The following is a 26,036-nucleotide window of genomic DNA, read 5'->3' on the forward strand; positions in this document are numbered from 1 at the left end:
GCCATGGTGTCCGACGGCGCTGAGTCGTCGGTGGCGATCGCTATCGTTTGGGCGGATCGGTTGTGCTGCAGGGGCTGCCGAGGATTGGCGGAGGAGAATGTGGATTCGGCGCACCGCCGGTTGGCGCGGAAGCTTGGTGGTGGCCGGGGGTTTGGCGGTGACAGTGATGCTGGGCCTGGTGGTGGTTGATCGGCTCGCTTCAAGTAGTGCTCGCTCGGATCCGACGTGCGGGTCGCTGAGTGATGCGCAAGCGCGGAAGCAGTTGACGGAGTACTTCAGATTCGTTGTCCCGCAACAGTTCCGGCTCAAACGAGCAGAGGATCGCTGTACTGGTGACGGGTGGATGGGCGACCCCCGATACGAATACGTCGGCCGCTTCAGCGCGTCGGCATCGTGGCTCGATGAGCATCCTGTCGTGATGCCCGCCAACTACAGCCAGCAGGCCGCCACGTGCGCTGACACCGTACGTTGGCAGCCCATCGGGTTCGATTGCGCGCTCTCGACCTCGATGACTCTTTACACCAGAACGGATTCACCCACGGATCCGTGCTGGGTGTTGGTGAGCGAATCCGCGACATCCGCGGACTTCTACACCGACTGCCAATGGGGATACACCGGCTGACAATCAGCCCATCGACGCCGCAGCCATAGGCCGACGTCCGAGCAGCAGGATGAAATAGCGTGAATGTCTTGGTATCACGATCTTCGGAGGGGAACGTGTTGGAGGGGACGACGGCCGTTACCGGCTACTGGGCGGGAAGCGCTTCTCGCCGATGCTGACTTGCTCGACCGAACGAGTGACAGTCGAGCTCGCTGATCGATCACCGGCAGCCTCGTATCATCGCGGCATGACGATTCCGCTGGCGCGGGCGGTGCGCGGAGTCGCTGTGCGATCCCGGAAATCGCCGGGCAATTGCGCACCCGACTGGGGCTACGCCGTATTGGATTTCGAGCCGATCCCTGCCGGCGAATCCTCGTCGGTCGAGTTCGCCTGTGCGCCCTGCCCGGACAGGGAACTGGGCGACGCCCTCGCCGAGGGCGCTTTGACCGAGCTGGCGGGCACGGGCACCCACGACCCGGCCCGCCGCCGCGGAGATCCGGTCTCAGCGCGAGTGGTGGTCCGCGTCATCGAACAGTCCGAGGTCGATTCCTGCGCGGCGGTCTATCGCGGGCTGGGTGTCTTGGCCGTGCGTGAAATGCTGAACTGTCTCGAGCAGGACCGCGAACCACAACCAATCATCACCCGGATCAGTATCGGATTCCGGCCGTGAACCTGCGGGGTACCGGTTGGGTTAACCAGCGTCCTGTGACGACGGACGAACAAGGATCTCGAAGGGTTCTTTCCCCGGCGCTGCGATCGGGGTTCCACAGATGTATCCCGTGAGATCTGAGGCAAGTCGGAGGATCGGATTGAACCAATCGACTTCGTCGAAGTCGTCCTCCCAATCGTCGGAATCCTCGGTCCAGCCCTTCGACTCGACGTATTCCAGGTACTCATCGAAGGCCATCCTCGCGCGAATCTCGGTCGTGTCGTATCCCGAAATCCGTGGCATGAAGCTGCTATTCGGTGACGCGATTCCCCAGACCTTCCGCCCGTCGCGCCACACCGACACCTCACCGTATCCAGCACCGTCGATCTCCGCTGCGGCGACGATCTCCCGACCAAGCGACAGCAACCCCAAATCCCAAGTATCTTCCAACATTTCGAGAGACCGGTCTTCGACTACCAGGTAAGAGTCGTCAGGCCGCGCAGTACCGGACAGCGGCTGCCTCGGCCACGCCGTGTAAACCCCACTGCGCCGCACACCCAAAGCAGCGCACGCCTCCTCCGCTACCGTGTTACGCAACAACAGCCAACTGGAACTGAACCCCACCGCGATACTCCTTGCATCCGCAGCATTTCCGGACACTCACGCCCGCTCATGCATCACCAGAATGCACTGAGGTGCACGTCTTCTCGACGTTTGCGTTCCAGAATGCATGCTCGTCGAGCATCCGGGACTCGGCTGCCGGCCTGGTGAGGCCGGTGCACTTCTCGGCGGGTTGGGGCCGGCTGGCTCAGCGGTCGCTGGCGTCCGGCAGGCGGGCTGGGCAGGGGGCGTCGGGGACGGTGGCGAGTTCGAAATGCCACCATTCGTTGTCGTACATGCGGCAGAGGCCCCAGTGGTTGCCGTTGTCCTCCAGCCATTGCGCGCCCTCGCGGGGGCCGACGTCGATGGCTTCGCCGGTGACGTGGGTGGATTCGCCGGGGGGTAGTACCCAGCGGCGGGCGGCCTCGGGGCTGCCGTAGGTCTGCAGGCCGTCTTCCCAGAGGGCTTCCTGTTCGGCGGGGGTGCGGTAGCCGGAGGTGATCGAAAGGGCGACACCCTGGTTGTGGGCCTCGGTGGCGGCGGCGGTGTAGGCGGCGGCCAGGCGCGGGTCGAGGCCGTCGGTGCCTGCGGCGATCTCTCGCGCCCGGGGGATGCCCGCACCGGTTGTGGCGCCCGACGCGGCGGGCGAATTCGCCTGTGCCCCGGACTGATTGCCCGGCGCGCTGATCGAGGGGATCAGCGCGCCCGGCGACATGTCCTGGGCGAGTGCGGGAGTCGCGGCGGCCAGGCAACCGCCGACCAGGCCGGCACCGGCGAGGACGGCGACGGCCGTGGCGCGGCGGGTGCGCATCAGACGCGTTCCTTGGAGCGCTCGCGGACGCGCAGGGCGATCGGCTTGGAGGTTTCAGCGAAGAAGTCGTTGCCTTTGTCGTCGACGACGATGAAGGCGGGGAAGTCTTCGACCTCGATCTTCCAGACGGCTTCCATGCCGAGTTCGGGGTATTCGAGCACCTCGACGGACTTGATGCAGTCCAGGGCCAGGCGGGCTGCGGGGCCGCCGATCGAGCCGAGGTAGAAGCCGCCGTGCTCCTTGCATGCCTTGGTGACCTGCGCGGAGCGGTTGCCCTTGGCGAGCATGACGTGCGAGCCGCCCGCGGCCTGGAACTGGTCGACGTAGGAGTCCATGCGGCCGGCGGTGGTGGGGCCGAAGGAACCCGAGGCGTAGCCGTCGGGGGTCTTGGCCGGGCCCGCGTAGTAGACGGCCATGTCGCGCATGTACTGCGGCATCGGCTCGCCCGCGTCGAGGCGTTCCTTGATCTTGGCGTGCGCGATGTCGCGCGCCACCACCAGCGGACCGGTCAGCGACAGCCGGGTCTTGACCGGGTACTTGGAGAGCTCCTCGCGGATCTCCGCCATCGGCCGGTTCAGGTCGATCTTGACGACGTCGCCGCCGAGGATCGAGTCGGTCTGCTCCGGAAGGTAGTGCGCCGGTTCACGTTCCAGCTGCTCGAGGAAGACGCCCTCGGGGGTGATCTTGGCCAGCGCCTGCCGGTCCGCCGAGCAGGACACCGCGATGGCGACCGGCAGCGACGCACCGTGGCGCGGCAGCCGGATCACGCGCACGTCGTGGCAGAAGTACTTGCCGCCGAACTGCGCGCCGATGCCGAAGGACTGGGTCAGCTTGAAGACCTGTTCCTCGAGCTCGAGGTCGCGGAAGCCGTGCGCGGCCATCGAACCCTCGGTCGGCATGTTGTCGAGGTAGTGCGCCGAGGCGTACTTGGCCGTCTTCAAAGCGAATTCGGCCGAGGTGCCGCCGATCACGACCGCCAGGTGGTACGGCGGGCAGGCCGCGGTGCCGAGCGAACGGATCTTCTCGTCCAGGAACTCCAGCATGCGATCCGGGTTCAGGATCGCCTTGGTCTCCTGGTAGAGGAACGACTTGTTGGCCGAGCCGCCGCCCTTGGCCATGTAGAGGAACTTGTAGGACGGGTGCGCGGGATCGCCTGCCTGCGAGTACAACTCGACCTGCGCGGGCAGATTGCTGCCGGTGTTCTTCTCGTCCCACATATTGATCGGCGCGAGCTGCGAGTAGCGCAGGTTCAGCTTGGTGTAGGCGTCGAACACGCCGCGCGAAATCCATTCCGCGTCATCGGCTCCGGTGAGCACGCCCTCGGACTTCTTGCCCATCACGATGGCGGTGCCGGTGTCCTGGCACATGGGCAGGATGCCGCCCGCGGAGATATTGACGTTCTTGAGCAGATCCAGCGCCACGAACCGGTCGTTGCCGCTGGACTCCGGATCGTCGATGATCTTGCGCAGCTGCGCGAGATGCGCGGGCCGCAGGTAGTGGCTGATGTCGTGCATCGCCTCCGCGGTCAGCATCCGCAGCACCTCGGGCTCGACCTGCAGGAAGGTCCGCCCACCCGCCTCGAACGTGCTCACGCCCTCGGTGGTGAGCAGCCGATACGGCGTCTCGTCCTTACCGATGGGCAGCAGATCCGAGTACAGAAAATCAGGCGCGGTCACGAATCGCACTCCTCGAGCAGGGCTGGGGCTGGTCAGCCGACGGTTCAAGCAGACCGACTGTACCGACCCGCCCGCGCGCCTCGATGAGCGGCAGCCGGATCGACGCCGAGCGGGCAGCCCCGGCGGGGGAAATTTGCGATTGCATTTGCACAGACGGAATTCGTTGTGACCGACAGCACCGACTGTCAGACTCGAATCTGTGGCTTATCCGCAAGATGGTCGGCGAAGCACGCTCGGTCCGAGGGGACAGCATCAAACAGCAAGTAGTCCAAGGGCTTTGCAGGCGATCCTCGGCTCCCGATTACGCGCTCTACGGCGGGCCCGGGGCCTCACCCAAACCCAGGCGGCCGGCCTGCTCGGATACCACGCCTCCAAGATCAGTCGGCTCGAGACCGGTTGCGGCGGCTGCCGGCAGGAGGATCTGCGCATCCTGCTCGACCTCTACGGGGTGGACGAGGCCGACCGGGGCAGGTATCTGACCTGGGCGCGGCGCGCGGGGCACGCCTGGTGGCCCGATGACAGCGAGGCCCACGGCGAGGGTTCCTCGCTCGACGCCCTGCTCGATCTCGCGACGGTGCAGCGCATCCGCACCTACGAGCAGTCCGTCGTCCCCGAACTGCTGCAGACACCCGACTATGCCCGCGCACTGCTGCATCTGGTCCACCCGACCCGGCCCGCCGAGGTCATCGAGCGGATGCTCGCGACCCTGCTGCGACGCCAGGCGATCCTGTGGCTGGACCAGCCGCCGGTGCTGTGGATCCACGTCGAACTCACCGCGCTGCGCCGCCGCATCGGCGGAGAAGCAGTGTGGGACAACCAGATCGAGCATCTCGAACGAGCCGCTCGGCGCGCCCGTATCTCCCTGCAGATCGTCGACGACCATCTGAACGAACCGGCCCGCCTCGGCCACGGGTTCACTTCGTTTCGGTTCGCCGACCCCCGCCTGCCCGACCTCGTCTGTCTCCGTCAACTGACCGGCGTCGTCTGCCTCGACGACACCGGGAATACCGATGAGTACCTGCAGGCCCTGGATCGCTTGTCGAGCACCGCAACCCACCGCACCGAAACCCTCGAGCGTCTCGCCGCCCTGCGGGATTGAACCGAGATGACCGACAGGCCATGCGAACGGGTACAGGTTGCACCTTCAACCGGGCGGGTGTTACCTGTGCATGATGCGCTTGCTCGCGGCGGGGAGGAATTAGCATGAGTGCGGAACCCGGGAGTGGAACTGTGGCCGAGACCCGTTGGCTCGACGATGTCGAGATGCGCGCGTGGCTGGGGTACGTGTTCACCCGAGACCTGATTGCCGCTGCGGTGGGGCGGGATTCGCTGCGCATCTCGAATCTGACCTACGTGGAGTACACGGTGCTGGCCCGGCTCGCCGACGCTCCCGATCACCGCCGCAGCTTCGCCGAACTCGCCGCCGTGCTCGAATGGTCGCAATCGCGGCTCTCGCATCAGATCACCCGCATGGAGAAACGCGGACTGGTCGCGCGCGAATCCATTCCCGACGATGCCCGCCGCACCGCCGCCGTCCTCACCGAAAAGGGCGCGCAGGTCCTGGATTCCGCCGCCCCCTCGCATGTCGAGAGTGTGCGTCGTCACATGGTGGATGTGCTGGATCGTGGCCAGCTCACCGCCCTCGCCGACATCTACGACACACTGCTGGCCCACCATCGAAGACCCGAAACCCGCAACGAGCACACCTCTTGACGAACAACCCGTCACCTGGGTTTGGTTTGGGCTGCATAGGGTACTGGGTAAGACTAGGCTCGGCAGCGGCTTCCGACGGAGGTCGGCACCGAGCACACGGCCGGTTACTCGGTCGGCGAAGTGAGCATCCCGACCTTGCCTTAGCGAAAGGGGCAGGAGTTTTCATGTCCGACGTGTCCATCGGTCTCTCGGCGGATTCACTGCCCGCGGGTCCTGTCGACAATCTGCTCCCGCAGCTTGTCGAACACCTGCGGCAGAACCGCACCGAATTGCGCGAGGAGTGGGCACGCCGCATTACCGATGCCCAGCTCCTCACCGCCATGACACCCGAGGAAATCTTCTCGGAGGCCACCTCCGTCTACGACAACTACGTCGAGGTGCTCGAGACCGGTAGCGTCGAAGCGCTGCAGGCCTACGCGCGCGATCTGTCCGAACGCATCATCCCCAGAGGCGTCGAGACCGACGAGGTCGTCGGCATCGTGCTCCTGCTGCGAGACGTGCTGGCCCGCAGCCTCTTCGAGAAATACCAGTCCGACTTCGAATTGCTGAAGCTGGTCCTGGACGCCTACGAACCGGCCGCCAACCGCATCGCCAACACCGTGGCCGTGTCCTTCGTGCAGGAGCGCGAACGCGTCATCCGCCAGCAGCAGGAGGCGATTCGCGAGCTGTCCACCCCTGTTCTCCAGGTGCGCGAGCAGCTGCTGATTCTGCCCATCATCGGTGTGCTGGACTCCCAGCGCGCCCGGCAGTTGACCGAGCAGCTGCTGCGCGCGATCCGCGCCAACCGAGCCAAGGTCGTCGTCATCGACATCACCGGTGTGCCCGCCATCGACTCCACGGTGGCCAACCACCTGGTGCAGACGGTCGACGCGTCGGGGCTCATGGGCGCGAATGTCATCATTACCGGCCTGTCATCGGAAATCGCGCTTACCCTGGTCACCATCGGCCTGGATCTGTCGAAGATGAATGCCGTCGGTGACCTCCAGGGTGGCATCGAAGAAGCGGAGCGTCTGCTCGGCTACGAGGTGTCGCGCGTCACCGATCGCGACGGACGGTAACCAGGGCGGGCAGATGCCGGTACCCATTCTCAAACAAGGCACCTATCTCATTGCGTCGGTGCAGTCAGCACTCACCGACGCCGATACCGAACGCCTGCAGGACGATCTGATGACCTACGTCAGCAGGTATCGGGCCCAGGGCATCATCGTCGATGTCACCGCAATCGACGTAATGGACTCCTTTGCCGCGAGATCGCTGCGTACCATCGCCCACATGACCAAGCTGCGAGGCGCGGAAACGGTCATCGTCGGGCTGCAGCCCGAAGTCGCCTTCGCCATGGTGCAATTGGGACTCACCTTCGAAGGCATGCACACCGCCCTGGACCTCGAAGAGGGACTCTCCTGGCTGGACAAGAAGATCCACAGTCGCAAGGGCAGCCAAAAAGACGGTCGTGATCGTGGCCGCTGACGACGTGGTGATCGCGGTGAACGTGTCCAACGACATCGTGACCGCTCGGCAAGCGGGGCTGGAGTTGGCTGCCAAACTCGGCTTCTCGCTTTCCGATCGCACCATGATCGCGACGGCCATTTCCGAAGTGGCGCGCAATATCACGAGTTACGCGGGCACCGGGGAGATCTTGCTCGGCATCCAGGATCGGGACGGCCGGCGCTCGATGGTGGTGCAGGCCAAGGACAATGGGCCCGGCATTCCGGACATTCCACGCGCAATGGAGGACGGCTTCTCCACCGGACGCGGTCTGGGCCTCGGACTTCCGGGTGCCCGAAGACTCATGGACGGCATGGTCATCGACTCCCAGCCCGGACACGGCACTCTCGTGGAAATGTGGAAGTGGGTGCCCACCGGTGCGTGAGGACGGTTTCATCGGCACGGTCGAATGGGCCGTCGCCGGTCGCGCACTACCCGGGCAACGAGTTTCGGGCGACCGGTCGGTTGTGCTCGATGCGGGCGGCGGCTCGGTGCTCTTCGCCGTGCTCGACGGCCTCGGCCACGGCGCGGCCGCCGCGGACGCCGCGGACCGGGCCGCACAGGTGCTCGCCGAGAATCGCGCGGAGCCACTGGACGTACTGCTGCTGCTGTGCCATCGCGCCATGTCCGACACTCGCGGCGCGGCGGTCTCGCTGGCCCTGTTCGACGCGCGCGACCGCGTGCACTGGCTCGGCGTCGGCAATGTCGAATCCCGCATTGTCGCAGCGGCTCCCGGCAAACCGGCCATTCGCGCCACCGCGCTGCTCTCGGGCGGCATCGTCGGCTATCTGCTGCCCCCGAACCTGCAACCGCAGACCGTGCCCGTGCGCCCGGGCGACCTGCTGCTGATGACCACCGACGGCATCACCAGCGCCTTCGTCGACTCCATCGACCTGTCGAAGCCGACCGCCGAGATCACCGCCGAGATCCTCGCGCGCCACGCCAAGGACACCGATGACGCGGTCGTGCTGGCCGCCCGCCATCGCGGGCATTCCCATTCCTCCCAACCCATTCCGGTCGTGAAGCCATGAGCGAGATCCCGGCGTGAGTGCGGTACTGGCCGCGTTTCGCGAGGCGTACGCCGGCGCGCTGCGGCTGCATCTGCGCACTCCCACCCAGAACAGCCTGGCCGAGGGCTACGAACTCGGCCGACGCGCACTGGTCGAGGGGGTGAGCATTCTCGACCTCACCGAACACCACTTCCGGCTGCTCGAACACGACGGCATCGTGCCCAGCCCCGACGGCACCGACCGCAGCGAGGCGGCGCTGGAGTTCCTGCTGCAGACCATGGCGGCCCTGGACGTGGCGACCCGCGGCTTCCTCGACGGCACCCGCCGCTACGAGCAACAGCGTTCGCGCGCCGACGATCTCGCCGGCCGCGACGCCTTCCGCACCGCACTGGTGGAGTCGCTGCAGGACGGGTTCTTTGTCGTCGACGCGCAGGGCACGCTCGTCGAGGTGAACTCGGCCTTCGGCGCGCTGACCGGATACGGGCCCGACGGCATCCCGTACGCGCTCCCCCACCCCTGGACCGTGCCCGAGGCGCCGCGCTATCCGGACCTGGGCACCGATGCCGCGAGCTTCGTCATGCCCATCCGCCACCGCGACGGGCGGCGACTGTGGCTGGCGGTGTCGACCAGCTCGCTGGTGAAACCCGAAGACGGCGAACGCATTTTCGTCGGCACCCTGCGCGACGTCACCGCCGAGCACGACGCGCAGGCCCGCGATCAGGCGGTCTCGCGGCTGGCGACGGCGGTCGGCGCGGCCACCAGCGTGGTCGAGGTGCTCAGCATCGGGCTCGAGGAACTGCGCCGGGCGGTCGGGGCGGAGGCCGCGGTCGTCTCGGTCTGGCCCAACCGGCACACCGGGCCGGAACTGTATGTCTCCGAGGACAATCCGTACACGGGCGCGGGGATCGCGCCCCATCACACCCAGCCCATCGCCCGGCCCGATCGCGTGCTCGACGGCGGCGAGTCCCGGCAGGTGCTCGACGCGCGGGCGCGCGCCCTGCTGGATCGGGCCCGGCTGCAGCCCGGTCGCACCATGTACGCCATCCCGGAGGGGATCACGAGTTCGGAGGGCATCGTCGCGCCGCTCGGTGAGAGCGGGGATTCGGCGCTGTGGCTGCGCTTCTCGGCCCCGCGCGTCATCACTCCCGGCGATTGGGCGCTGTTCTCGCTGCTGGTCGGCCATCTGAGCCTGGCCGTGCAGCGGGCCCGCAACTTCGATCAGGCCCGGTCCACTTCGCTGACCCTGCAACGCGCCATGCTCGGCCCGATCGAACTGCCGCCACGCTTCTCGGTGCACTACGAGCCCGCGTTGCCGCCGCTCGAGATCGGCGGCGACTGGTACGACGTGGTGCGCCTCGAGGACGGCACCATCGGCGTGGTCGTGGGTGACTGCGTCGGGCGTGGCCTCTCCGCCGCCGTCGTGATGGGCCAGTTACGCACGGCCGCACGGGCATTGCTGCTGCGCGGTGCGGGTCCCGCGCAGTTGCTGGCCGAGCTCGACGCCGTCGCGGCGCGCATCCCGGGTGCCATGTGCACCACCGTGTGCGCGGCGATCCTGGATCCGGTGCGCGGGCTGGTGCGTTACTCCAATGCCGGGCACATGCCCCCGGTGCTGGCCGCGCCCGGTCGCCGGGGACGGCTGCTGGAGGGTGGGCGCGCGGTTCCGTTGGCCACCTTCGATATTCCGCGACGACCCGAGGCCACCACCCCGATGGCCCCCGGCTCCACGCTGGTGCTGTTCACCGACGGCCTGGTCGAACAGCGCGGGGTCGATATCGCCGAGCGGTTCGAGGAGCTCGCCGACGAATTGACCGGTCTCGCCGGGCAATTGCCGCGCGAGGTGGCCGACGCGGTGCTGTCCCGATTGCGCCCCGCCGGTGGTTACGACGACGACGTGGCCATGGTGGTCTACCGGCAACCGCCCGCGACCCTGCGCCTCGACGCGCCTGCGGAAGCCCGTGAGCTGTCGGGCATCCGGCGCGCCCTGCGCGCCTGGCTGACGGCTGCGGCGGTCCCGCACGACACCGCGGTGGATCTGGTCGCGGCCGCGAACGAGGCCTGCAGCAACAGCATCGAGCACGCCTACCTCGACGGGGTGCCCGGCCGGGTCACCCTCAGCGCGGACTGCGGGGTGGACACCCTCACCATCGAGGTGACCGATACCGGCGCATGGCGGCCGCTGCCCGTCGATCCCGGGCATCGCGGTCGCGGCATCGCCATGATGCGGGCCCTCACCGACGATCTCGACATCGATCTCTCCGGTCCGGGCACCCGGGTGCGAATGACGGTGCGACTAATGGCCGTTTCATTCTCGGCCGCCGGGCGGATGTGAATCCGGGCCCACTGGCGCGAATGCGACGGGCGTGTCCGAAGATTGCCGAAAGAGTGCGGTAGCTGCGGGTTTCGCGATAACAGAGTTACCGAACCAGTACCGATCTGGCAGACGATGCAGCGCGAACGGACGGATCATGGCAGATTTAACAAACGTGACCAACACATCGGGAGACGGCTACCCCTTCGCCGACACCATGACCACCGCGGTCACCGAGCGCGACGAGGCGACGGTCCTCACCGTGGCCGGTGATGTCGACCTCGCGACCGCCCCCGCGTTCGAGAACGCCATCGACGCAACGCTCACGAACCGGCCCGCCGCGCTCGTGATCGACCTGTCCGAGGTCAGTTTCCTGGCTTCGGCGGGCATGGCGGTGCTGGTCGGCGCGCACAAGCGCGCCGGCGATACGCGCATCGCGGTGGTGGCGGACGGACCGGCCACCAGCCGCCAGATGAAGGTGACCAGTCTGGATCAGGTCTTCGCGCTGTACCCGACTTTGGAGGAAGCTCTGGGCGCGCTGCGCTGAACTCCCCCGCCTCCCCGAGACTTCAGCGCACAGCTGAGAGCCGTCGACCGTCATGCATGCGGACCGACGGTTGGGAGCCGAACCGATCCTGGACGTACCCGGGGAGTTACCCCGAAAGTTGCGAAATCAGTTGTCACGCCAGCAGTCCCGACCCGGCACAGCCGGGTCGGGACTTCAATGTCAGTCGCAGAGTTCGCGCAGCTGCTCGATGAGCTTGACGCGCTCGGCCGGGGTAGCGGCCATCGGGACCACGTTCAGGGCCGTGACTCCGGCCTCACGGAACGCGGCGACGCGCTCCTTCACGAAACCGGCCGAACCGATCAGGCAGACATCGCGCACCAGATCGTCCGGCACCGCCTTGGCGGCAGCGTCCTTCTCGCCCTTGAGGTACAGCTCCTGGATGCGGTCGGCCTCGGCGCCGTAGCCGTACTTGGTGGCCAGGGTGTGGTAGAAGTTCTTGCCCTTCGCGCCCATACCGCCGATGTAGAGGGCGAGGTGCGGTTTGACCCATTCGCGCAGGCCGTCCACATTGTCGCCGATGGCCAGCGCCGGACCGGCGTAGATCTCCAGATCGCCGCGGGCCGGATCACGCTTGGCCAGACCGGCTTTCACCGATTCGCCCCACACGGCGTCGGCCTTCTCCGGCAGGAAGAAGATGGGCTGCCAGCCCTCGGCCAGTTCAGCGGCCAGCTCGACATTCTTCGGGCCGAGCGCGGCGAGCAGCACCGGAATGTTCTCGCGCACCGGGTGATTGATCAGCTTGAGCGGCTTGCCCAGCCCGGTGCCCTGCCCCTCGGGCAGCGGCACGGTGTAGTACTTGCCCTGGTATTCCAGCTTTTCGCGCTTCCACACCTTGCGGCAGATCTCCAGCGCCTCACGAGTGCGGCCGATCGGCGCGTCGTAGGTGAGGCCGTGGAAGCCCTCGATCACCTGCGGGCCAGAAGCGCCCAGGCCCAGGATGAAGCGGCCGTCGGAGACGTAGTCCAGACCGGCGGCGGTCATCGCGGTCAGGGTGGGCGTGCGGGTGTAGAGCTGCAGGATGCCCGAAGCCAGCTGTACCCGTTCGGTCTTCGCGGCCAGGTAGCCGAGTGCGCTCACCGCGTCGAACGAGTACGCCTCGGGCACGAACACGATGTCCAGGCCCGCACGCTCGAGGTCGGCGACCTCGGCGGCGATCTCCTTGAATCCGTCGGTGTAGTTGATCGACAGTCCGATACGCATGACCCGGACAATACCCAACTAATTGCATAGCCCAGCGGGAGGGTTGCCAAGACCGTCCGCGCCCGGATCGCGACCGCCCGCGGGCGGATTGCCGATCGCGTCCCCCGGGCCGGTACGGTAGGCGGCGAATCGCTCGAATTCCCCGTATCGCCAAGGGAGGCCACCCCGTATGACTCAGGACACCACCACCTTCGGTGACTCGACACTGCGGGGGTACCTGGGCGAACTGGCCGCGAAGGTGCCCGCCCCCGGCGGCGGCGCGGTCGCCGCGCTGCACGCGGCCCAGGGTGCGGCGCTGGTGGCCATGGTCGCGCGCTACACCACCCGCGCCAAGGACGCCGACAATCGCCCGGTCATCGACCGCATCATCGCCGCCGCCGATATCGCGCGCGAGCGCTCGCTGGCTCTGGCCGACGCCGACGCCGCGGCCTTCACCGCCGTCGGCGCCGCCTACAAGCTGCCCAAGGAGTCCGAGACCGAGCAGGCCGCGCGTAGTGAGGCCATCACCGCCGCCCTGCTGCAGGCCGCCCGGGTGCCCGCGGCCGTGGTCGCCGAGGCCGACGAAATCGTCTCGCTGGCAAACGAATTGCTGCCCATCGGCAATCCGAACGTGGTCACCGATATCGGTGCGGCGGCCGACTGCGCGCGGTCCGCGGCGGCCAGTTCGCAGCTCAATATCGCGATCAATGTGGCCTCGCTCGACGGGGCCGCCGGGGCCGAGTTCGCGCCCGTGCTCAAGCAGATCGAGGAAGTCATCGCCCGCGCCGACGCGCTGCACGACGACGTGGTTTCCGCCATCACCCGCTGAGGCCGCCCAAACCGCTTGCCGCTGTACCCCGTTCCGTTATGGAGCGGGGTACAGCCCGTTTCCGGCCCGCTACCGGGCGACACGAACTTCACATAGCTCCCACGCCGGGACAATGGTCACGAACCGGGAACATTTCCGGATGGGACTGATCATCTGGTCATAAGGTGAGGAACCCAGGCCCACACCCTCTCGAAGGGATGGAACGATGCGGAAAGCTCTTCGCGTGCTGTTCGTCGCAAGCTTCCTCGCGGCGGCGGCCGCACTCGGTTCCGGAGCCGCGGGGGCGGCTCTACTCGCACCGAATCTCCCAGCCGTACAGGCAATCTCGCCCGCACCAGGGCAGACCGTCGGCATCGCCGCCCCGGTCACCGTGCAGTTCGCGACCGCGGTCACCGATCGCGCGCAGGCCGAGCGCGCCGTCGATGTCCGGGCCGAGAACTCCCTCGCCGGACACTTCACCTGGCTCGACGACCGGCAACTGATGTGGCAACCGGCCAATTACCTGCCGACCAGCTCGCCGATCACGGTCTTCGCCGGTCGCCAGCACATCAAGTTCCAGACCAACGGCGGCACCACCGCGGATGCGGACATGTCGGCGCACACCTTCACGGTGTGGGTGAACGGCGTAGCCCGCACAATGCCCGCGTCCATGGGCAAGCCCGGCCGCGAAACTCCCGTCGGCACCTTCCCGGTGCTGTCGCACGAGCGCTCGGTCACCTTCGACTCGCGCACCATCGGCATCCCGCTGAGCTCCCCCGAGGGCTACCTGATCACCGGCGAATTCGCCGAACGCCTCACCTGGGGTGGCGTCTACGTCCACTCCGCCCCCTGGTCGGTCGACTCCCAGGGCAACTCGAATGTCAGCCACGGCTGCATCAACCTCGCCCCCGCCGATGCCGAGTGGTACTACGACAACGTCTCCATCGGCGACCCCGTCACCACCCACTGGTGAAATCAAGATCAAGGTGTAATCAGCGCGGAAATCTGTCCGATTTCCCGCGCTGAGTACACCTTGATCTTGTTGGTCAGCGGGCGGATTCGGCCGCTTGGACCACGTGGCGCATGAGGAGGGCGGTGGTCACCGGGCCTACGCCGCCGGGGACGGGGCTCAGGGCGGCGGCCTTGCCGGACACCGAGGGCGCGTTGACGTCGCCGGTGATGTTGCCGTTGTCGTCCTCGTTGGTGCCGACATCGATGACTACCGCGCCCTCGCGGACGTGGTCGCCTGTGATGAGGCCCGCGCGGCCGACCGCGGCGACCACGACATCCGCGGCGGTGGTGACAGCCGGGAGGTCCGTGGTGCGGGAGTGGGCGATGGTGACGGTCGCGTTCTCCGCCAGCAGCAGCTGAAGCAGGGGCTTGCCCACCACGTTCGAGCGGCCGACGACGGTGACCAGGCGGCCCGCGAGCGAGATCTGGTGGAACTTGGCCAGTTCCACGACCGCCTCGGAGGTGGCGGGCGGGAAGCCGGGGAGGCCCGAGGCGAGCAGGCCCAGCGACAGCGGGCTGACACCGTCGACGTCCTTGGCGGCGGCGATCGCCGAGCTGACATCGTCGAGGCCGATGCCCTTGGGCAGCGGGGTCTGCAGCATGATGCCGTCGACGGTCGAGTCCGCGGACAGTTCGGTCAGCTTGGCGCGGATCTGCTCGGCAGTCGCGTCGACGCCCAGATCGACGTTCTCGCAAGCGATTCCGAGACGGTCGGCGGCGCGGTTGAGGGACTTCACGTACCAGGCGCTGGCGGGATCGTCGTTCGCGATGACCAGGGCCAGGCGCGGCGCGGTGCCGTTCTCGGTGAGGGCGGCGGCGCGCGCCTTGGTGTCGGTATTGAGGGCGGCGGCGAGATCCTTGCCGATGAGCGAAGTCGTATCCACGGATAGGAAGCCTATCGCGCGACCGGAATGCGATCGCTCACCGGACCGGACGGGCCCCACGCGCCGGACCGATCCTCTCCGTATCTTTTCGACACGCCCCCGCGCGCGTTTCCACTGTGATCCGGATCAAACCCGCGAAATCAGTTGAGCAAATACCCGACAACGGGGATGGGCAGTCGTATCGTGTCCACATTCGGCTGTGAGCCAATAGCCAGCTAATTGAAGAGATAGCCAGCAAAGCAATGCGTGACACCCTCCGAAAGGTCGACAGCAGTGCAGATCGCCAGGCGTTTCCCCACCTTCCTCGCGGCGGCCGCCGCGGCCCTCACCATTCTGTCCACGGGTACCGCGCATGCCGACGCCGGCGCCCTCTACAACTCCGCGCAGGACAACTTCACCGGCGGAAACGAGGCCGCGGGACTGGCCGACCTGCGCCAACTGCTCAACGAGTCACCGGATGATGCGCAGGCGTTGTCTTTGCAGGCGATCTGGTCGGATTACACCGGCGATCTCATCACCCGCGAGGTGGCGCTCAACCGCCTCAACGGGATCGACGGGCGACTTGCCGACGGCACGCGGAACCTGTTCCGCGCCATCGGTGCCGCCGTGGGCACGCTGCCCAATCCGATTCCGGCGATCGCGGGCCCGCAGACCGGTATCGCGGTGCTCGGCTACGGCCTGCTGCCGGACGGCTCCATGCGGCCCGAACTGGTGAACCGGATGCAGGCGGCCTGGCTGCAGGCGATCGCCTCGCCCATGTCGCCGATCCTGGTGACCGGCGGCAATCCGCAGAACGGGATCACCGAGGCCGCGGCCATGCAGGGCTGGCTGATCGGACACGGCATTCCGGCCAGTCGCATTCTGGCCGACCATCGCGCCGGATCGACCGTGCAGAACGCCCTGTTCGGCGTCTCGATGCTCAAGGATGCGGGCGCGACCAGCGCGATCGTGGTGACCTCCCCCAACCACATTCGCCGCGCCGTCGCCGACTTCATCGTCGCGGGCATCCCGGTGGTCGGCGCGACCACCTCCCTCGAACAGCTGGTCTCCCAGCTGCCGCCGCCGGCCCGCAACAGCCAGCGCGGCATGTACCTCGACGCCAGCCGCACCCTGCGCCTGCCCGCCGAACGCTGACACCCCCGCACAGCTGACCCCCACGCCCGGACCCTGCCCGACTTGGGCGGCCGTCCGGGCGTGCACAATTGTGCGGTGAGCTCCGCCGACACCGACACCCTCGTCGCCCGCCTGCGCGCGGCCGGCTGCGTGTTCGCCGAGGACGAAGCCGCCCTCCTCCTCGAAGCCGCCACCGACCCCGTGCATTTGGAATCGCTTGTCACGCAGCGCATCGCCGGCTTCCCCCTCGAACATCTGCTGGGCTGGGCGGAATTCCGCGGCCTGCGTGTAACGGTCGCGCCGGGTGTCTTCGTGCCGCGCCAGCGGACCGGATTCCTGGTCGAGGAGGCAATCGCGCTGGGCCGCAGACGAATCGATTCCGCCGGGCATCCGCACACCACCCACGCAGACCATTCCGGCGAGCGCCGGACCGCACAATTCGGCCGCGACACGTCTGGATCCGTTGCAGCGGAAGGGATTGTGAGTCGGCAATCCTCGGTAGCACCGATGCCCAGCGCGGCGCCAGGCGACGACGTCCGCATGACATCGTCAAGCGGTGGGACTCTGCCCTCCGTGGTCGGGGCGGTCGAGAGCGCGGCATCACGGCAGGCGCTTGTCGCACTCGATATGTGCTGCGGCTGTGGCGCGCTGGGGTTGGCATTGACCACGGAACTGGCGGCCAACGGCATTCGGGTCGAGTTGACTGCCACCGATATCGAGCCCGCGGCCGTGGTGTGCGCCCGGGAGAACCTTGCGCCGGTGAACGGGCGGGTGTTCGAGGGCGATCTGTTCGGGGCCGTACCCGCGGATCTGCTCGGGCGGGTGGACATTCTGCTGGCGAATACGCCGTATGTGCCGTCGGCGGAGATCGCGTGGATGCCTCCGGAGGCGCGGGATCATGAGCCGCGGCGGGCGCTCGACGGTGGGACCGACGGATTGGATGTGCTGCGACGGATCGCGGCGGTGGCGGTCGAATGGCTCTCTCCCGGTGGGCATCTGCTCGTCGAGGAGAGCGAGGAGCAGGCGGAGCTCGCGGCGGCCGTCATGCGCGGCCACGGGCTGACGGCCCGGATCGTGGAGTGTGAGGAGATGGGTGCGACTGTGGTGATCGGTACGCGAGCATGACAATTCAGGGTGTGCTGTTCGATATCGATGACACGCTCATCGACTACTCGGCGACGGTGCGGATCGGATTCCTGCGGCATCTCGCCGCGGAGGGAGCCCTCGACCGGTTCGACTCGCCTGACGCAGCCGTCGCGGTGTGGCGGGCGATCGAGGACGAAGAGTATCCGCGGTTCGTGGCCGGCGAATTGTCCTTCACCGAACAACAGCAGGTGCGCACCGAGCGGTTCCTCGCGCATATCGGCGTCACCGGCGAGGACCCGATGGCGTGGTTCGGACGGTATGCGGCCCAACGCGATACCGCGTGGGCCGCGTTCCCGGACGCCGCGCCGATCCTGCGCAGTCTCGACGGCCGCGTCCGGCTCGGCGTGATCTCGAACGCCTCGCTGCCGTACCAGATCCGCAAGTTGCGGGCGGTAGGGCTGCTCTCCCATTTCGGGGAGGCGATCGTGTGCTCGGACGAATTCGGTGCCGCCAAACCCGATCCGTCGATCTTCCTGGCCGGCTGTGCGCTGATCGGCCTCGAACCCGGCCGGGTCGCCTACGTCGGTGATCGCTACGACTGGGACGCGCTCGGCGCGAGAGATGCCGGGCTGCAGTCGTTCTGGCTGGTCCGCGATGACGCCGGGGCCACCGCGGCGGACGGCATCACCGTGATCCGCTCATTGGCGGAACTGGATTCGGCGCTCGGCTGACCCTACTGCGCGGCCTTGCGAGCATCGCCCAGCGCGCGGCGCATGCGCAGCAGGTACACGGGAGTCGGTGGGACCCAACCCAATTGGACGGCCTGACCCAGATCGTCGCGGTTGGCCCAATGCTCGATGAGCTTGCCGTCGGCGATGCGCACCCAATGTGACTGTGTCACGGCGAACGTCTTGCCGGTGGACGGAAAGGCCTGGTCCGGCTTGGCATCCGCGTCGTAGGCCACGAAGGTGCCGATCTGGCGGGCGTGCATGGTGGTGTGCAGGGCGACCACATCGCCCTCCACGAGTGCCTCGTGCACCTCCCAGCGCATCTCGCTGAAGGCCGAGCGCAGCCAGAGCGCCGACGCGTAGGCGGCCGCAGGGCCGCGACCGCGGGCCGCCGCCGGTTCGGCCTTGGCTTCCCGGTTCACGGCGTCGGGATGGATGACGGCCTCGAAGTCGGCGAGGTCGCCGTCGGCCATGATCTCGACCGTGCGGATGGCGAGCTTGCGAAGGTCATCGGCGTCGGCGGTCATCATGCCTCCAGAGATTTACGGATTTGGGCTTCGATATCGAGTTGGGCGCGGGCCGCGCTGAGCCCGGCCGTCACATCGGCGGCGGTGCGCTGGGTGGCGGCCGAAACATACTGTGCGACAGCGGCTTCGATGGTTTCGACGCCCTGGGTCGCGGTGGCGCGTTGCGGCTCGCGGGCCGCGGCGGGCAGCACCGCCATGGCCACCAGGCGATCGTCCCACGCCAGCGCGGCCTGTTCCAGTTCTGCGCGCAGCACGATGGTGGTGCCGTCGTCGAGAGTGTTGGCGGTGCGCAGGGCGGTCATGGCGTCGCGCAGGCGGCGGTGCAGGCGCGCCTCCGGATCGTGCGAGCCCGCCCAGGAGGCGGGCGCGCGGGTAGGCGTGCCGGGGATCACCTCGTTGGCGGCCGACGTCGCGGCCTGCTGACGCTTGGACAGCAGCATGACACCGCCGACCGCCGCCGCCAGCAGGATCAGTACTACGAGCACGAGAATCAGCACGGTCGGCTCACTTTCCTCGGTCGATCAATGATGCGTGGTGGTGGGATGCGGTGGCACGGTGGAGTGGCTCGGATGCGCCGGGGTGTGATGCCCGTGTGCGGCGGAGTACACGCCGATGATCACCGCGAGGACGGCGAGCACCGCCAGGATCGCGCCGATGATCTTCACCTTGCTCCACGGCCGATCACCGGCCACCTGACCGGTGAGGCCGTTGATGTACACCTGGTAGGGCTGGTTCATGTAGACGACCGTCAGCAGCCAGATCGGCAGCAGCAGATGCTTGTACGCCAGCCAGTTCCAGGAGGTGTCGAGCCGGTCGATGCTCTGCCGGTCGCCGCCGATATCGGAGCGCACGCTGGACTCGATGGCGGATTCGATGCGCTGCTGCGCCTCCGGGAACGACTCCTCGGCGTCCTTGTCATAGGTGCGGCACAGATGCCCCGCCACGAACTCCGGTGAGTAGGAGCGCGCCTGCTCCACCGGCCACGGCTCGAGCGAGCGAATCCGATTGCGCGCCATATTGTCGTTGGCCAGCACCGGCAGGTCGGCGAATTCATTGCTGACCTCACCCCAGACCGGGGTCCATCGGGTGCGGGTCTCGTAGACGGGATCGCCGTCCTCGTCGGTCCCGACGCGCACCTGATAGTCGTCGCCGCGCTGACCCTGATAGTGACTGTCGGTGTCCGCGTCGTAGGTGAAGTACGCGGTGTACAGGCTAGAGAACGCGCCGATCTGCCGGTATTTGCGGAACTTCGTCGGCGCGAACCACCGTCCCGAGACCCACTTGTCGACCAGCTCGCGAGCCTGCTTCTCCCCCACCAGGAACGGCACCACACCGTCGACCGGCAGGCGAGCGGGCGCATTGTGCACATCGTCACGCTGAATCGGGGTCGCGCAGTACGGGCACCGGGTGGCGGTGAGACTCCCGTTGAATCCGGTGGTGCCACCACAGTTCTGGCACTTCACCTCCCATTCCCCGGTAACCTGCGGCCCGCTCGAGGTGGCCTGCAACTCCCGCAACGCCGCCATCGCGGGCGCCAACTCCCGAGCCTGCACCGGCACATCCGGCGCGGTCACCGGCGACCGATTCCCGCAACTGGGGCACAACAAATCCTGCCCGACCGGATCAAACCCCAACTGCGCGCCACACGACGAACACGGATACGTCCGCGTCAACTCCGTGCTGTGCAACATCGCCCGATCCGGCGCGACGGGACCCGGCTGCGCCGCAGCGTTTTCCGACGCGGGCGCATCCGGAGCCTGCATTCCAGGCACGAACACCGGCGCCACCATCACCGGCTGCGGCACGCCGCCCATCGGCGCCTGCACCGGCTGATTCGGCGCGAATCCCCCAGGCAGCGGCGGCGGCACGGCCCCGCGCTGCGGCATCGGAGGCATCCCCTGCCCGGGCAGCGGCGGCGGACCGGCGGGTGCCCCGGCACTCGGAAGCGGCGGCGGCATTGCGCCTGCCGGCCCGGCATGCCCTGAACCCGGGAGTGGCGGTGGTGCAACAGTTCCCGGCGCAGAGGTCGCGGACGGTGGTGCCGGATAGCTGGATTGCGCGGAGCCGTACGGGCCGCCGACCTCGCCTGGCATCGGCGGCGGTGCACTGCCGGGCCCGGCGGGACCGGGCTGCGGAGGCGAACCCCAGTGACCCTGGCCCGAAGGCTCCTGCGGCGTCCAGGCTGCGGAACCGGTCGGAGCCGGTGCTGCGGGCGGCCATTCGCCTTCGGGGGTGGGCGGTTGCTGCCCGGTGGGGAGCGGGGGCGTCCACGGGCGGGGGTCGGCCGTGTGAGGGGCGGCCGGGTCGCGGGGTGGGAGCGGTGGCGGGCCGGGGCGCTGGGGCTGGTTGTCGTTCATCAGGACTCACTCGGTGCGGCGGACGCGACGGTCGCGCCATTGCGGTGGAAGGGCTTTCGGGGACGCACCGAGTTGTCGGGCGTTCGGGGGCGTTGTACCGCCGTGTGACGGAAGACCCGTCGGCGGGCAAGGATTGCCGACGGGTCGCGGCCGGGGTTCGGGCCGGGCGGACGCTACTGCGGCGGCAGCGGGGGCGGGGTGCCCGGGAGCGGCGGCGGGGTGGCGAAGAGGCCCTGGAGGGCGGGGACGGAGGCGGCGGGCTGCCAGCCTGCCATGCCCTCGCACCAGACGTTGGTGTCGCGGGTGAGGTTGCCGGCCGAGACGTACTGGCGCAGTTGATCGATGGGGAACGGGCCGACGGCCTGGCCACCATTGTCGAAGTGGAACTGCTGCTGGCCGGGCAGCGGCGGCGGGGCGGCCTGCTGCGGGGCGGGGGCGGCCTGCTGCTGCGGCTGGGCGAATCCGCCCTGCATCTGGCCGGCCATTTGACCACCGAGCACGACACCCATGCCGGCCTGCATGGCGGCACCCATGCCGCCGCCGGGGTTCTGGGCCGCGGCGAGCATGGCGTCGGCGGCCTGCATCTGCTGGTAGCGGTTGAGGTCCACATTGTTCATGAAGCCGCCCGCCTCGACGCCGCGCGCGACACCGCGGGTCATGGCCTGCTGGATCTCCTCGGGCAGCGAGATCGTCATGGTGACGCCCTCGACCCCGATACCGAAGCCCGACAGCCGCTGACCGACGAATTCGCGCAGCTTGTCGGACAGTTCGACCTGACGGCCCTGCAGGTCGATGGCGCCCAGACCGGACGCCATGATCATGTCGGAGAAGCCCAGCGCGACATTGGCGCGCAGCTGCTCGCTGAGGGTGTCGGCGTCCACCTCGGCATTGGTGCCGATCATCTGGCGCAGGAACACCTCGATGTCGGTGACGCGCACATTGGCGGTGCCGTTGGCGCGGATCTGCACCATGCGGAAGTCGGGGTCGCGCACGGTGATCGGCTGCGGTGTGCCCCAACGCATATCGGTGACCGCGCGGGTATTGATGAAGTACACCTCGGACCGGAACGGCGAGTTGAACCCGTGCCGCCACCCCTGCAGGGTGGACATAATCGGCATGTTCTCGGTGGTCAGCGTGTAATGCCCCGGCCCGTACTTGTCGGCCAGCTGCCCCCGGTACACGAAGACGGCCTGCTGTCCTTCCCGGACGATCAGCTCCGCACCGTTCTTGATCTCGTTGTCGTAGCGGGGAAATCGCCACGCCAGCGTGCTGCGAGTGTCGTCCAACCATTCAATGATGTCGACGAATTCGCCGCGGATCATGTCGAACAGGCCCATTGCCTTCTCTTTCCTCCCTCGGGCGCGACGCCCTACCCGGCCGAAGTATGGCACAGGTTGCTGAACGCGCGCGGTCACCGTCACGTGGCTATCGAGCCAACCACGATCAGTGTTAATGATTCATGAACCCCCACCCCCACCGCGACCTTTCTCGACGTCCCATGCCTTTTCGCTATCGCCCGGCAGTCGTCAGCGCCGCCGGACGCCGAAGTCGCTAACCTGCGGATTGTGCGTATGGACCTGCTCGTCGGCTTCGTGTTGGCTGTGACACCGATCTGCCTGACTCCGGGGGCGAGTTTCACTCTGGTCACCCAGCGGGTGCTCGCGGGTAATCGGCGGGAGGGCTTGCTTGTAGCGGCCGGGACCGCGACCGGGCTGTGCGTGCACGCCGGTCTCGCCGCGATCGGGTTGTCCGCGTTGGTGATGCGGTCGGCCGAGGCGTTCACCGCCGTTCGGCTTGCCGGTGCCGCCTATCTCGTCTGGCTCGGAGTTTCCACGCTACGCGGCAACCCGAGCCGCGCCGACTCCCCGAAACGCCTGCCCTGGCGCGGGCACAACAGCTACGTCCAAGGTCTGCTCGGCAACGTCCTGAACCCGAAAGCGGCTGCGGTCTATCTGACTTTGGCGCCACAGTTCCTCGACCCGGGTCGGCCGGTGGCTCCCCAGATCGCCGTCTTGGCCGTCGCCCATATCGCCGTGGCGGTCACGTGGTTGGGAGTGTGGACGATGACGGTTTCCGCGGCGCGGCAGACAATCGCCCTGCCGCAATTCAAGCGCGTCATGACCCGGATCACCGGCACCGTGATGATCGCCCTGGGCATCCGAACGGCGCTTGCTTAGCCGCGCCCGTTTTACGGTTGCTTTACATTTTCCCAAGGGGCGCTTTGTATTTCGTGTGCGGGAAGGTGGGAGCGGGCGGGCAAGGCGGGAGTCTCCGCCGTATGCTGGCGCCCGCATTGATCGAGATCTACGGGGAGCTGTTGTGCAGGCGAATATCAAGGGCAGCACGATGCCGGTGCTGGAAATGCAGTTGGGGCCGGGGGAAGCGGTGATCACACCGCACGGCGAATTGTCTTGGATGTCGCCGAATGTGACGATGACGCAGACCACCAGTGCCGCCGGTGGCGGCGGGTTCATGAACTCGCTCAAGCGGGTCGCGGGTGGCGGCGGGCTGTTCATGACGCAGTATCAGGCCACCAACGGGCCCGGCCTGGTGGCCTTCGCCAGCAAGGTGCCCGGCGAGATCGTGCCGGTCGACATTCACCCGCAGCGCAGCGTGCTGGTGCATCGGCACGGCTGGTTGGCCAGCACGCCCGGCGTGAATGTCAGTGTCGCGCTGCAGCAGTCGATCCGCAGCGGCCTCTTCGGCGGTGACGGTTTCCGGCTGCAGCGCCTCGAAGGTCAGGGCCGCGCCTGGATCGAACTCTCCGGCGAACTGACCCGCTACAACCTGGCCCCGGGCCAGACCATGCTGGTGCATCCCGGCCACGTCGGCATGTTCGACCAGACCGTGCAGTTCACCATGACCACGGTCCCCGGCATCCGCAACAAGATCTTCGGCGGCGACGGCTTCCTGCTCGTCGCCCTCACCGGCCCCGGCGAAATCTGCCTCCAGAGCATGCCGCTCCCCAACCTCGCCCACGCCCTCATGCCGTATGTCGGCGCGGAATCCGGCGGCGGTGCCGCGGCGGGCGGCGTCGTCGGAGCGATGCTGCGCGGCTGACCCTGCCGCCCTACGGATCACGCTCGGCCACCGCCGAGCCTGATCCGGGCACCGCGCCCGACCGGCGAAAACCGGTGGCACGGGCAGGTTTCCGTGGCCAAGATGGCGAGGTGAGTTCCTATCGCTTGGCCGAGCCACCGCTGTTCACACGTCTGCGCGATGCTTCCAGTGTGCTGATCGCGGGCGCGGGCGGCGGATTCGATGTCTATGGTGGTTTGCCGCTCGCCGTCGCGTTGGAAGGGCTCGGCAAGAAGGTGCATCTGGCCAACCTGTCGTTCAGCGACCTGCGCCGGATTCCGCTCGAAGACCGGCCCGCGCCAGGCGTCGCCGCCGTCGATCCCGACACCGTCGGCAACGATGACTATTTCCCGGAACGCAGCTTGGCGCGATGGCTGGCGAGCACCGGCCGTGAGCCGATCGTGTACGCATTCCCAAAATCCGGGGTCCGCCCGCTGCGTGCGGCCTATGCCGCTCTCGTCGAACAACTTTCGGTGGACGCCATCGTGCTGGTCGATGGCGGCACAGACATCCTGTTGCGGGGTGACGAGGCCGGGTTGGGTACGCCGCAGGAGGATATGACGAGTCTCGCGGCTGTGGCGGGGCTCGACGGCGTCGCCCGGTTGGTGGTGTCGGTCGGGTTCGGGATCGATGCCTACCACGGTGTGTGTCACGCCCATGTGCTCGAGAATCTCGCTGCGCTGCAACGGCAGCACGCTTTCCTCGGAGCGCTTTCCATCCCGTCGGACAGCCCGGAAGGCATCGCCTATTTCGCCGCGGTGCGCCATGCCCTGGCTGAAACACCCTTACGGCAGAGCATTGTCCATTCCCAGATCGCCTGCGCTTTGCGCGGGGAATTCGGCGATGTCCATGCCACCGATCGCACCGGGAACACCGAGCTGTTCGTGAATCCGCTCATGGCAATGTATTTCGCCGTCGATCTCCCCGCGCTGGCGCGCACGGTCGAATACCTGCCGTTCCTCGAACCGACCGATCACGCTTACCAGGTGGCCCAGGTGATCGAAGCTCATCTGACCTCACGGCCGGAGCCCCGCCCGTTCAGCGCAATTCCGCACTGACCCTCCGGCCGTGATACCCGGGGTCAGCCGTACTCCGGGGTCATCTTGGCCAGCAGACCGTCGATCGTGGGTTGGGTAATGGCCTTCATGAGCGGGGATTCGCTGTTCACGACGACGATTCCGCCTGAGAAGTGGCGGCCCTTCTGCACCTTGCCCTTGGCGGTGTTGTCCATGGTGCTGTATTCGAGTTGGTACCAGCCGTCCTGCGGCTTGAACGAGTATTTCGTGGGCTCGTCGGCGACCAGGGCTGGAAGATCGTCCAAACGATCGTCCAGGACGCGTCTTTCGGTCAGCGTTTTGTAGAAGATCCGGAATCGGATGGTATCGCCGATGTACGCCTTGAGTTTCGGGCCCTTGCCGTGCTCCTGGCGGATACGGAAGGTCAGGTTGCCTTCCGCGAAATACAGGGTGGGAGCACGATCTTGATCCGACGTCAGGTGGGTCAGGTTGGCCCGGATGGCGATACGACGAAGCACGGCCAGGCGCGGGTCGGACGGACCGGTGCTGGTGCTGCTCTCACTGGTCGTAGAACCGATGCTCGAGCTGCTGCTACTGGTTTTACTCGATGACGAACCGGGTTCGGTCATGATATTGCCTCTTCACAGAGAATGCCGGAATTCGAGCATAGGCCCGGATATCGCGCCGTTCGGCCGAGAGTTCTTCGACACCAACGAAATTCGGCATATTCACCACCGACCCGCCACCCGCCCTGCGAATCAATCCGCACGGTCCGTGAAAGTTCCGCCTTCCGCTGAACCCGGTAGGCGCGCGCACCGTGGGAAT

28 protein-coding genes and 1 pseudogene are annotated in these 26,036 nt (G+C 67.4%); 19 read left to right on the plus strand and 10 right to left on the minus strand.

Features of this window, described 5'->3' with window-relative positions; translation table 11 throughout:
* Window positions 1-343 precede the first annotated feature (343 nt).
* Together ACFXHA_RS04175 and ACFXHA_RS04180 are read left to right on the plus strand one after the other, a co-directional pair.
* Window positions 344-622: a hypothetical protein gene (locus ACFXHA_RS04175; protein WP_379352733.1), complete on the plus strand. Its 279-nt coding sequence runs from the start codon at window positions 344-346 to the stop codon at window positions 620-622.
* A gap of 226 nt (window positions 623-848) precedes the next feature.
* Complete coding sequence (locus tag ACFXHA_RS04180) at window positions 849-1,271, plus strand: hypothetical protein (RefSeq protein WP_379352735.1); 423 nt, start codon at window positions 849-851, stop codon at window positions 1,269-1,271.
* A gap of 21 nt (window positions 1,272-1,292) precedes the next feature.
* Here ACFXHA_RS04180 and ACFXHA_RS04185 read toward each other — a convergent pair whose 3' ends face one another.
* From ACFXHA_RS04185 to ACFXHA_RS04195, 3 genes are all read right to left on the minus strand, one after another.
* A complete protein-coding gene (locus ACFXHA_RS04185; protein ID WP_379352737.1) occupies window positions 1,293-1,874 on the minus strand; it encodes a hypothetical protein in 582 nt (193 codons plus the stop codon).
* Window positions 1,875-2,058: 184 nt separating this feature from the next.
* Window positions 2,059-2,661 carry a M15 family metallopeptidase gene (locus ACFXHA_RS04190; RefSeq protein ID WP_379352739.1) on the minus strand — a complete coding sequence of 201 codons (603 nt, stop codon included), beginning with the start codon at window positions 2,659-2,661 and terminating at the stop codon, window positions 2,059-2,061.
* A complete protein-coding gene (locus tag ACFXHA_RS04195) occupies window positions 2,661-4,337 on the minus strand; it encodes a fumarate hydratase (protein ID WP_379352741.1) in 1,677 nt (558 codons plus the stop codon). Before ACFXHA_RS04195 ends, ACFXHA_RS04190 begins: the two co-directional genes overlap by 1 nt.
* 277 nt (window positions 4,338-4,614) lie before the next feature.
* On the opposite strand from ACFXHA_RS04195, the gene ACFXHA_RS04200 reads away from it, so the two are divergent.
* The 8 genes from ACFXHA_RS04200 to ACFXHA_RS04235 all read left to right on the plus strand — a co-directional run bounded on the left by ACFXHA_RS04200 (window position 4,615) and on the right by ACFXHA_RS04235 (window position 11,403).
* Complete coding sequence (locus ACFXHA_RS04200; RefSeq protein WP_379352743.1) at window positions 4,615-5,436, plus strand: helix-turn-helix domain-containing protein; 822 nt, start codon at window positions 4,615-4,617, stop codon at window positions 5,434-5,436.
* Between the two features lie 104 nt (window positions 5,437-5,540).
* Window positions 5,541-6,050 (plus strand): MarR family winged helix-turn-helix transcriptional regulator, encoded by a 510-nt coding sequence (locus tag ACFXHA_RS04205; RefSeq protein WP_379352745.1) that lies wholly within the window; start codon window positions 5,541-5,543, stop codon window positions 6,048-6,050.
* A 164-nt stretch (window positions 6,051-6,214) separates the two neighbouring features.
* Window positions 6,215-7,108, plus strand: coding sequence for an STAS domain-containing protein (locus tag ACFXHA_RS04210; protein ID WP_033085408.1), 894 nt, complete (start codon window positions 6,215-6,217; stop codon window positions 7,106-7,108).
* Between the two features lie 13 nt (window positions 7,109-7,121).
* Complete coding sequence (locus ACFXHA_RS04215) at window positions 7,122-7,517, plus strand: STAS domain-containing protein (RefSeq protein WP_379352747.1); 396 nt, start codon at window positions 7,122-7,124, stop codon at window positions 7,515-7,517.
* Window positions 7,507-7,920: an ATP-binding protein gene (locus ACFXHA_RS04220; RefSeq protein ID WP_379352749.1), complete on the plus strand. Its 414-nt coding sequence runs from the start codon at window positions 7,507-7,509 to the stop codon at window positions 7,918-7,920. Before ACFXHA_RS04215 ends, ACFXHA_RS04220 begins: the two co-directional genes overlap by 11 nt.
* Complete coding sequence (locus tag ACFXHA_RS04225) at window positions 7,913-8,566, plus strand: SpoIIE family protein phosphatase (RefSeq protein WP_379352751.1); 654 nt, start codon at window positions 7,913-7,915, stop codon at window positions 8,564-8,566. Before ACFXHA_RS04220 ends, ACFXHA_RS04225 begins: the two co-directional genes overlap by 8 nt.
* Window positions 8,567-8,579: 13 nt before the next feature.
* Window positions 8,580-10,877: a SpoIIE family protein phosphatase gene (locus ACFXHA_RS04230; protein WP_379352753.1), complete on the plus strand. Its 2,298-nt coding sequence runs from the start codon at window positions 8,580-8,582 to the stop codon at window positions 10,875-10,877.
* Between the two features lie 196 nt (window positions 10,878-11,073).
* Complete coding sequence (locus ACFXHA_RS04235) at window positions 11,074-11,403, plus strand: STAS domain-containing protein (RefSeq protein ID WP_379353446.1); 330 nt, start codon at window positions 11,074-11,076, stop codon at window positions 11,401-11,403.
* Between the two features lie 180 nt (window positions 11,404-11,583).
* On the opposite strand, the gene ACFXHA_RS04240 is transcribed toward ACFXHA_RS04235, so the two are convergent.
* Window positions 11,584-12,624: an LLM class F420-dependent oxidoreductase gene (locus tag ACFXHA_RS04240; protein ID WP_379352755.1), complete on the minus strand. Its 1,041-nt coding sequence runs from the start codon at window positions 12,622-12,624 to the stop codon at window positions 11,584-11,586.
* Between the two features lie 169 nt (window positions 12,625-12,793).
* Here ACFXHA_RS04240 and ACFXHA_RS04245 point away from each other — a divergent pair, with 169 nt between their 5' ends.
* Both ACFXHA_RS04245 and ACFXHA_RS04250 read left to right on the plus strand, forming a co-directional pair.
* On the plus strand, window positions 12,794-13,432 hold the full coding sequence (locus ACFXHA_RS04245; RefSeq protein WP_379352757.1) for a cyclodeaminase/cyclohydrolase family protein: 639 nt from the start codon (window positions 12,794-12,796) through the stop codon (window positions 13,430-13,432).
* Window positions 13,433-13,637: 205 nt separating this feature from the next.
* Window positions 13,638-14,384, plus strand: coding sequence for a L,D-transpeptidase family protein (locus tag ACFXHA_RS04250; protein ID WP_379352759.1), 747 nt, complete (start codon window positions 13,638-13,640; stop codon window positions 14,382-14,384).
* 73 nt (window positions 14,385-14,457) lie between these two features.
* Here ACFXHA_RS04250 and ACFXHA_RS04255 read toward each other — a convergent pair whose 3' ends face one another.
* Window positions 14,458-15,306 carry a bifunctional 5,10-methylenetetrahydrofolate dehydrogenase/5,10-methenyltetrahydrofolate cyclohydrolase gene (locus ACFXHA_RS04255; RefSeq protein ID WP_379352761.1) on the minus strand — a complete coding sequence of 283 codons (849 nt, stop codon included), beginning with the start codon at window positions 15,304-15,306 and terminating at the stop codon, window positions 14,458-14,460.
* A 273-nt stretch (window positions 15,307-15,579) separates the two neighbouring features.
* Between ACFXHA_RS04255 and ACFXHA_RS04260 the strand changes: the two genes are divergently transcribed.
* The 4 genes and pseudogenes from ACFXHA_RS04260 to ACFXHA_RS04275 all read left to right on the plus strand — a co-directional run bounded on the left by ACFXHA_RS04260 (window position 15,580) and on the right by ACFXHA_RS04275 (window position 18,236).
* Window positions 15,580-16,440, plus strand: a complete 861-nt coding sequence (locus ACFXHA_RS04260; RefSeq protein WP_379352763.1) for a YdcF family protein — start codon at window positions 15,580-15,582, stop codon at window positions 16,438-16,440.
* Window positions 16,441-16,515: 75 nt separating this feature from the next.
* Window positions 16,516-16,779, plus strand: a pseudogene (locus tag ACFXHA_RS04265) (putative protein N(5)-glutamine methyltransferase); the annotation flags it as partial.
* A gap of 12 nt (window positions 16,780-16,791) precedes the next feature.
* On the plus strand, window positions 16,792-17,544 hold the full coding sequence (locus ACFXHA_RS04270; protein WP_379353448.1) for a methyltransferase: 753 nt from the start codon (window positions 16,792-16,794) through the stop codon (window positions 17,542-17,544).
* Window positions 17,541-18,236: an HAD family hydrolase gene (locus ACFXHA_RS04275; RefSeq protein WP_379352765.1), complete on the plus strand. Its 696-nt coding sequence runs from the start codon at window positions 17,541-17,543 to the stop codon at window positions 18,234-18,236. Before ACFXHA_RS04270 ends, ACFXHA_RS04275 begins: the two co-directional genes overlap by 4 nt.
* Window positions 18,237-18,238: 2 nt before the next feature.
* Here ACFXHA_RS04275 and ACFXHA_RS04280 read toward each other — a convergent pair whose 3' ends face one another.
* The 4 genes from ACFXHA_RS04280 to ACFXHA_RS04295 form a co-directional block, all read right to left on the minus strand.
* Window positions 18,239-18,760 (minus strand): ester cyclase, encoded by a 522-nt coding sequence (locus ACFXHA_RS04280; RefSeq protein ID WP_379352767.1) that lies wholly within the window; start codon window positions 18,758-18,760, stop codon window positions 18,239-18,241.
* The gene (locus ACFXHA_RS04285; protein WP_379352769.1) at window positions 18,760-19,257 is read right to left on the minus strand and encodes a hypothetical protein; all 498 of its coding nucleotides are present in this window, start codon (window positions 19,255-19,257) and stop codon (window positions 18,760-18,762) included. Before ACFXHA_RS04285 ends, ACFXHA_RS04280 begins: the two co-directional genes overlap by 1 nt.
* Window positions 19,258-19,281: 24 nt before the next feature.
* Window positions 19,282-20,646: a hypothetical protein gene (locus ACFXHA_RS04290; RefSeq protein WP_379352770.1), complete on the minus strand. Its 1,365-nt coding sequence runs from the start codon at window positions 20,644-20,646 to the stop codon at window positions 19,282-19,284.
* Window positions 20,647-21,290: 644 nt separating this feature from the next.
* A complete protein-coding gene (locus ACFXHA_RS04295; RefSeq protein WP_379352772.1) occupies window positions 21,291-22,454 on the minus strand; it encodes an SPFH domain-containing protein in 1,164 nt (387 codons plus the stop codon).
* A gap of 234 nt (window positions 22,455-22,688) precedes the next feature.
* Between ACFXHA_RS04295 and ACFXHA_RS04300 the strand changes: the two genes are divergently transcribed.
* The 3 genes from ACFXHA_RS04300 to ACFXHA_RS04310 all read left to right on the plus strand — a co-directional run bounded on the left by ACFXHA_RS04300 (window position 22,689) and on the right by ACFXHA_RS04310 (window position 25,253).
* Complete coding sequence (locus ACFXHA_RS04300) at window positions 22,689-23,294, plus strand: LysE family translocator (RefSeq protein ID WP_379353450.1); 606 nt, start codon at window positions 22,689-22,691, stop codon at window positions 23,292-23,294.
* A gap of 142 nt (window positions 23,295-23,436) precedes the next feature.
* Window positions 23,437-24,177, plus strand: a complete 741-nt coding sequence (locus tag ACFXHA_RS04305) for a TIGR00266 family protein (protein WP_379352774.1) — start codon at window positions 23,437-23,439, stop codon at window positions 24,175-24,177.
* A gap of 170 nt (window positions 24,178-24,347) precedes the next feature.
* Complete coding sequence (locus ACFXHA_RS04310) at window positions 24,348-25,253, plus strand: DUF1152 domain-containing protein (protein ID WP_379352776.1); 906 nt, start codon at window positions 24,348-24,350, stop codon at window positions 25,251-25,253.
* 23 nt (window positions 25,254-25,276) lie between these two features.
* On the opposite strand, the gene ACFXHA_RS04315 is transcribed toward ACFXHA_RS04310, so the two are convergent.
* Window positions 25,277-25,840: a hypothetical protein gene (locus ACFXHA_RS04315; protein ID WP_379352778.1), complete on the minus strand. Its 564-nt coding sequence runs from the start codon at window positions 25,838-25,840 to the stop codon at window positions 25,277-25,279.
* Window positions 25,841-26,036 lie beyond the last annotated feature (196 nt).

The organism is Nocardia sp. NPDC059240, from assembly GCF_042753865.1.
Lineage (GTDB): Bacteria > Actinomycetota > Actinomycetes > Mycobacteriales > Mycobacteriaceae > Nocardia.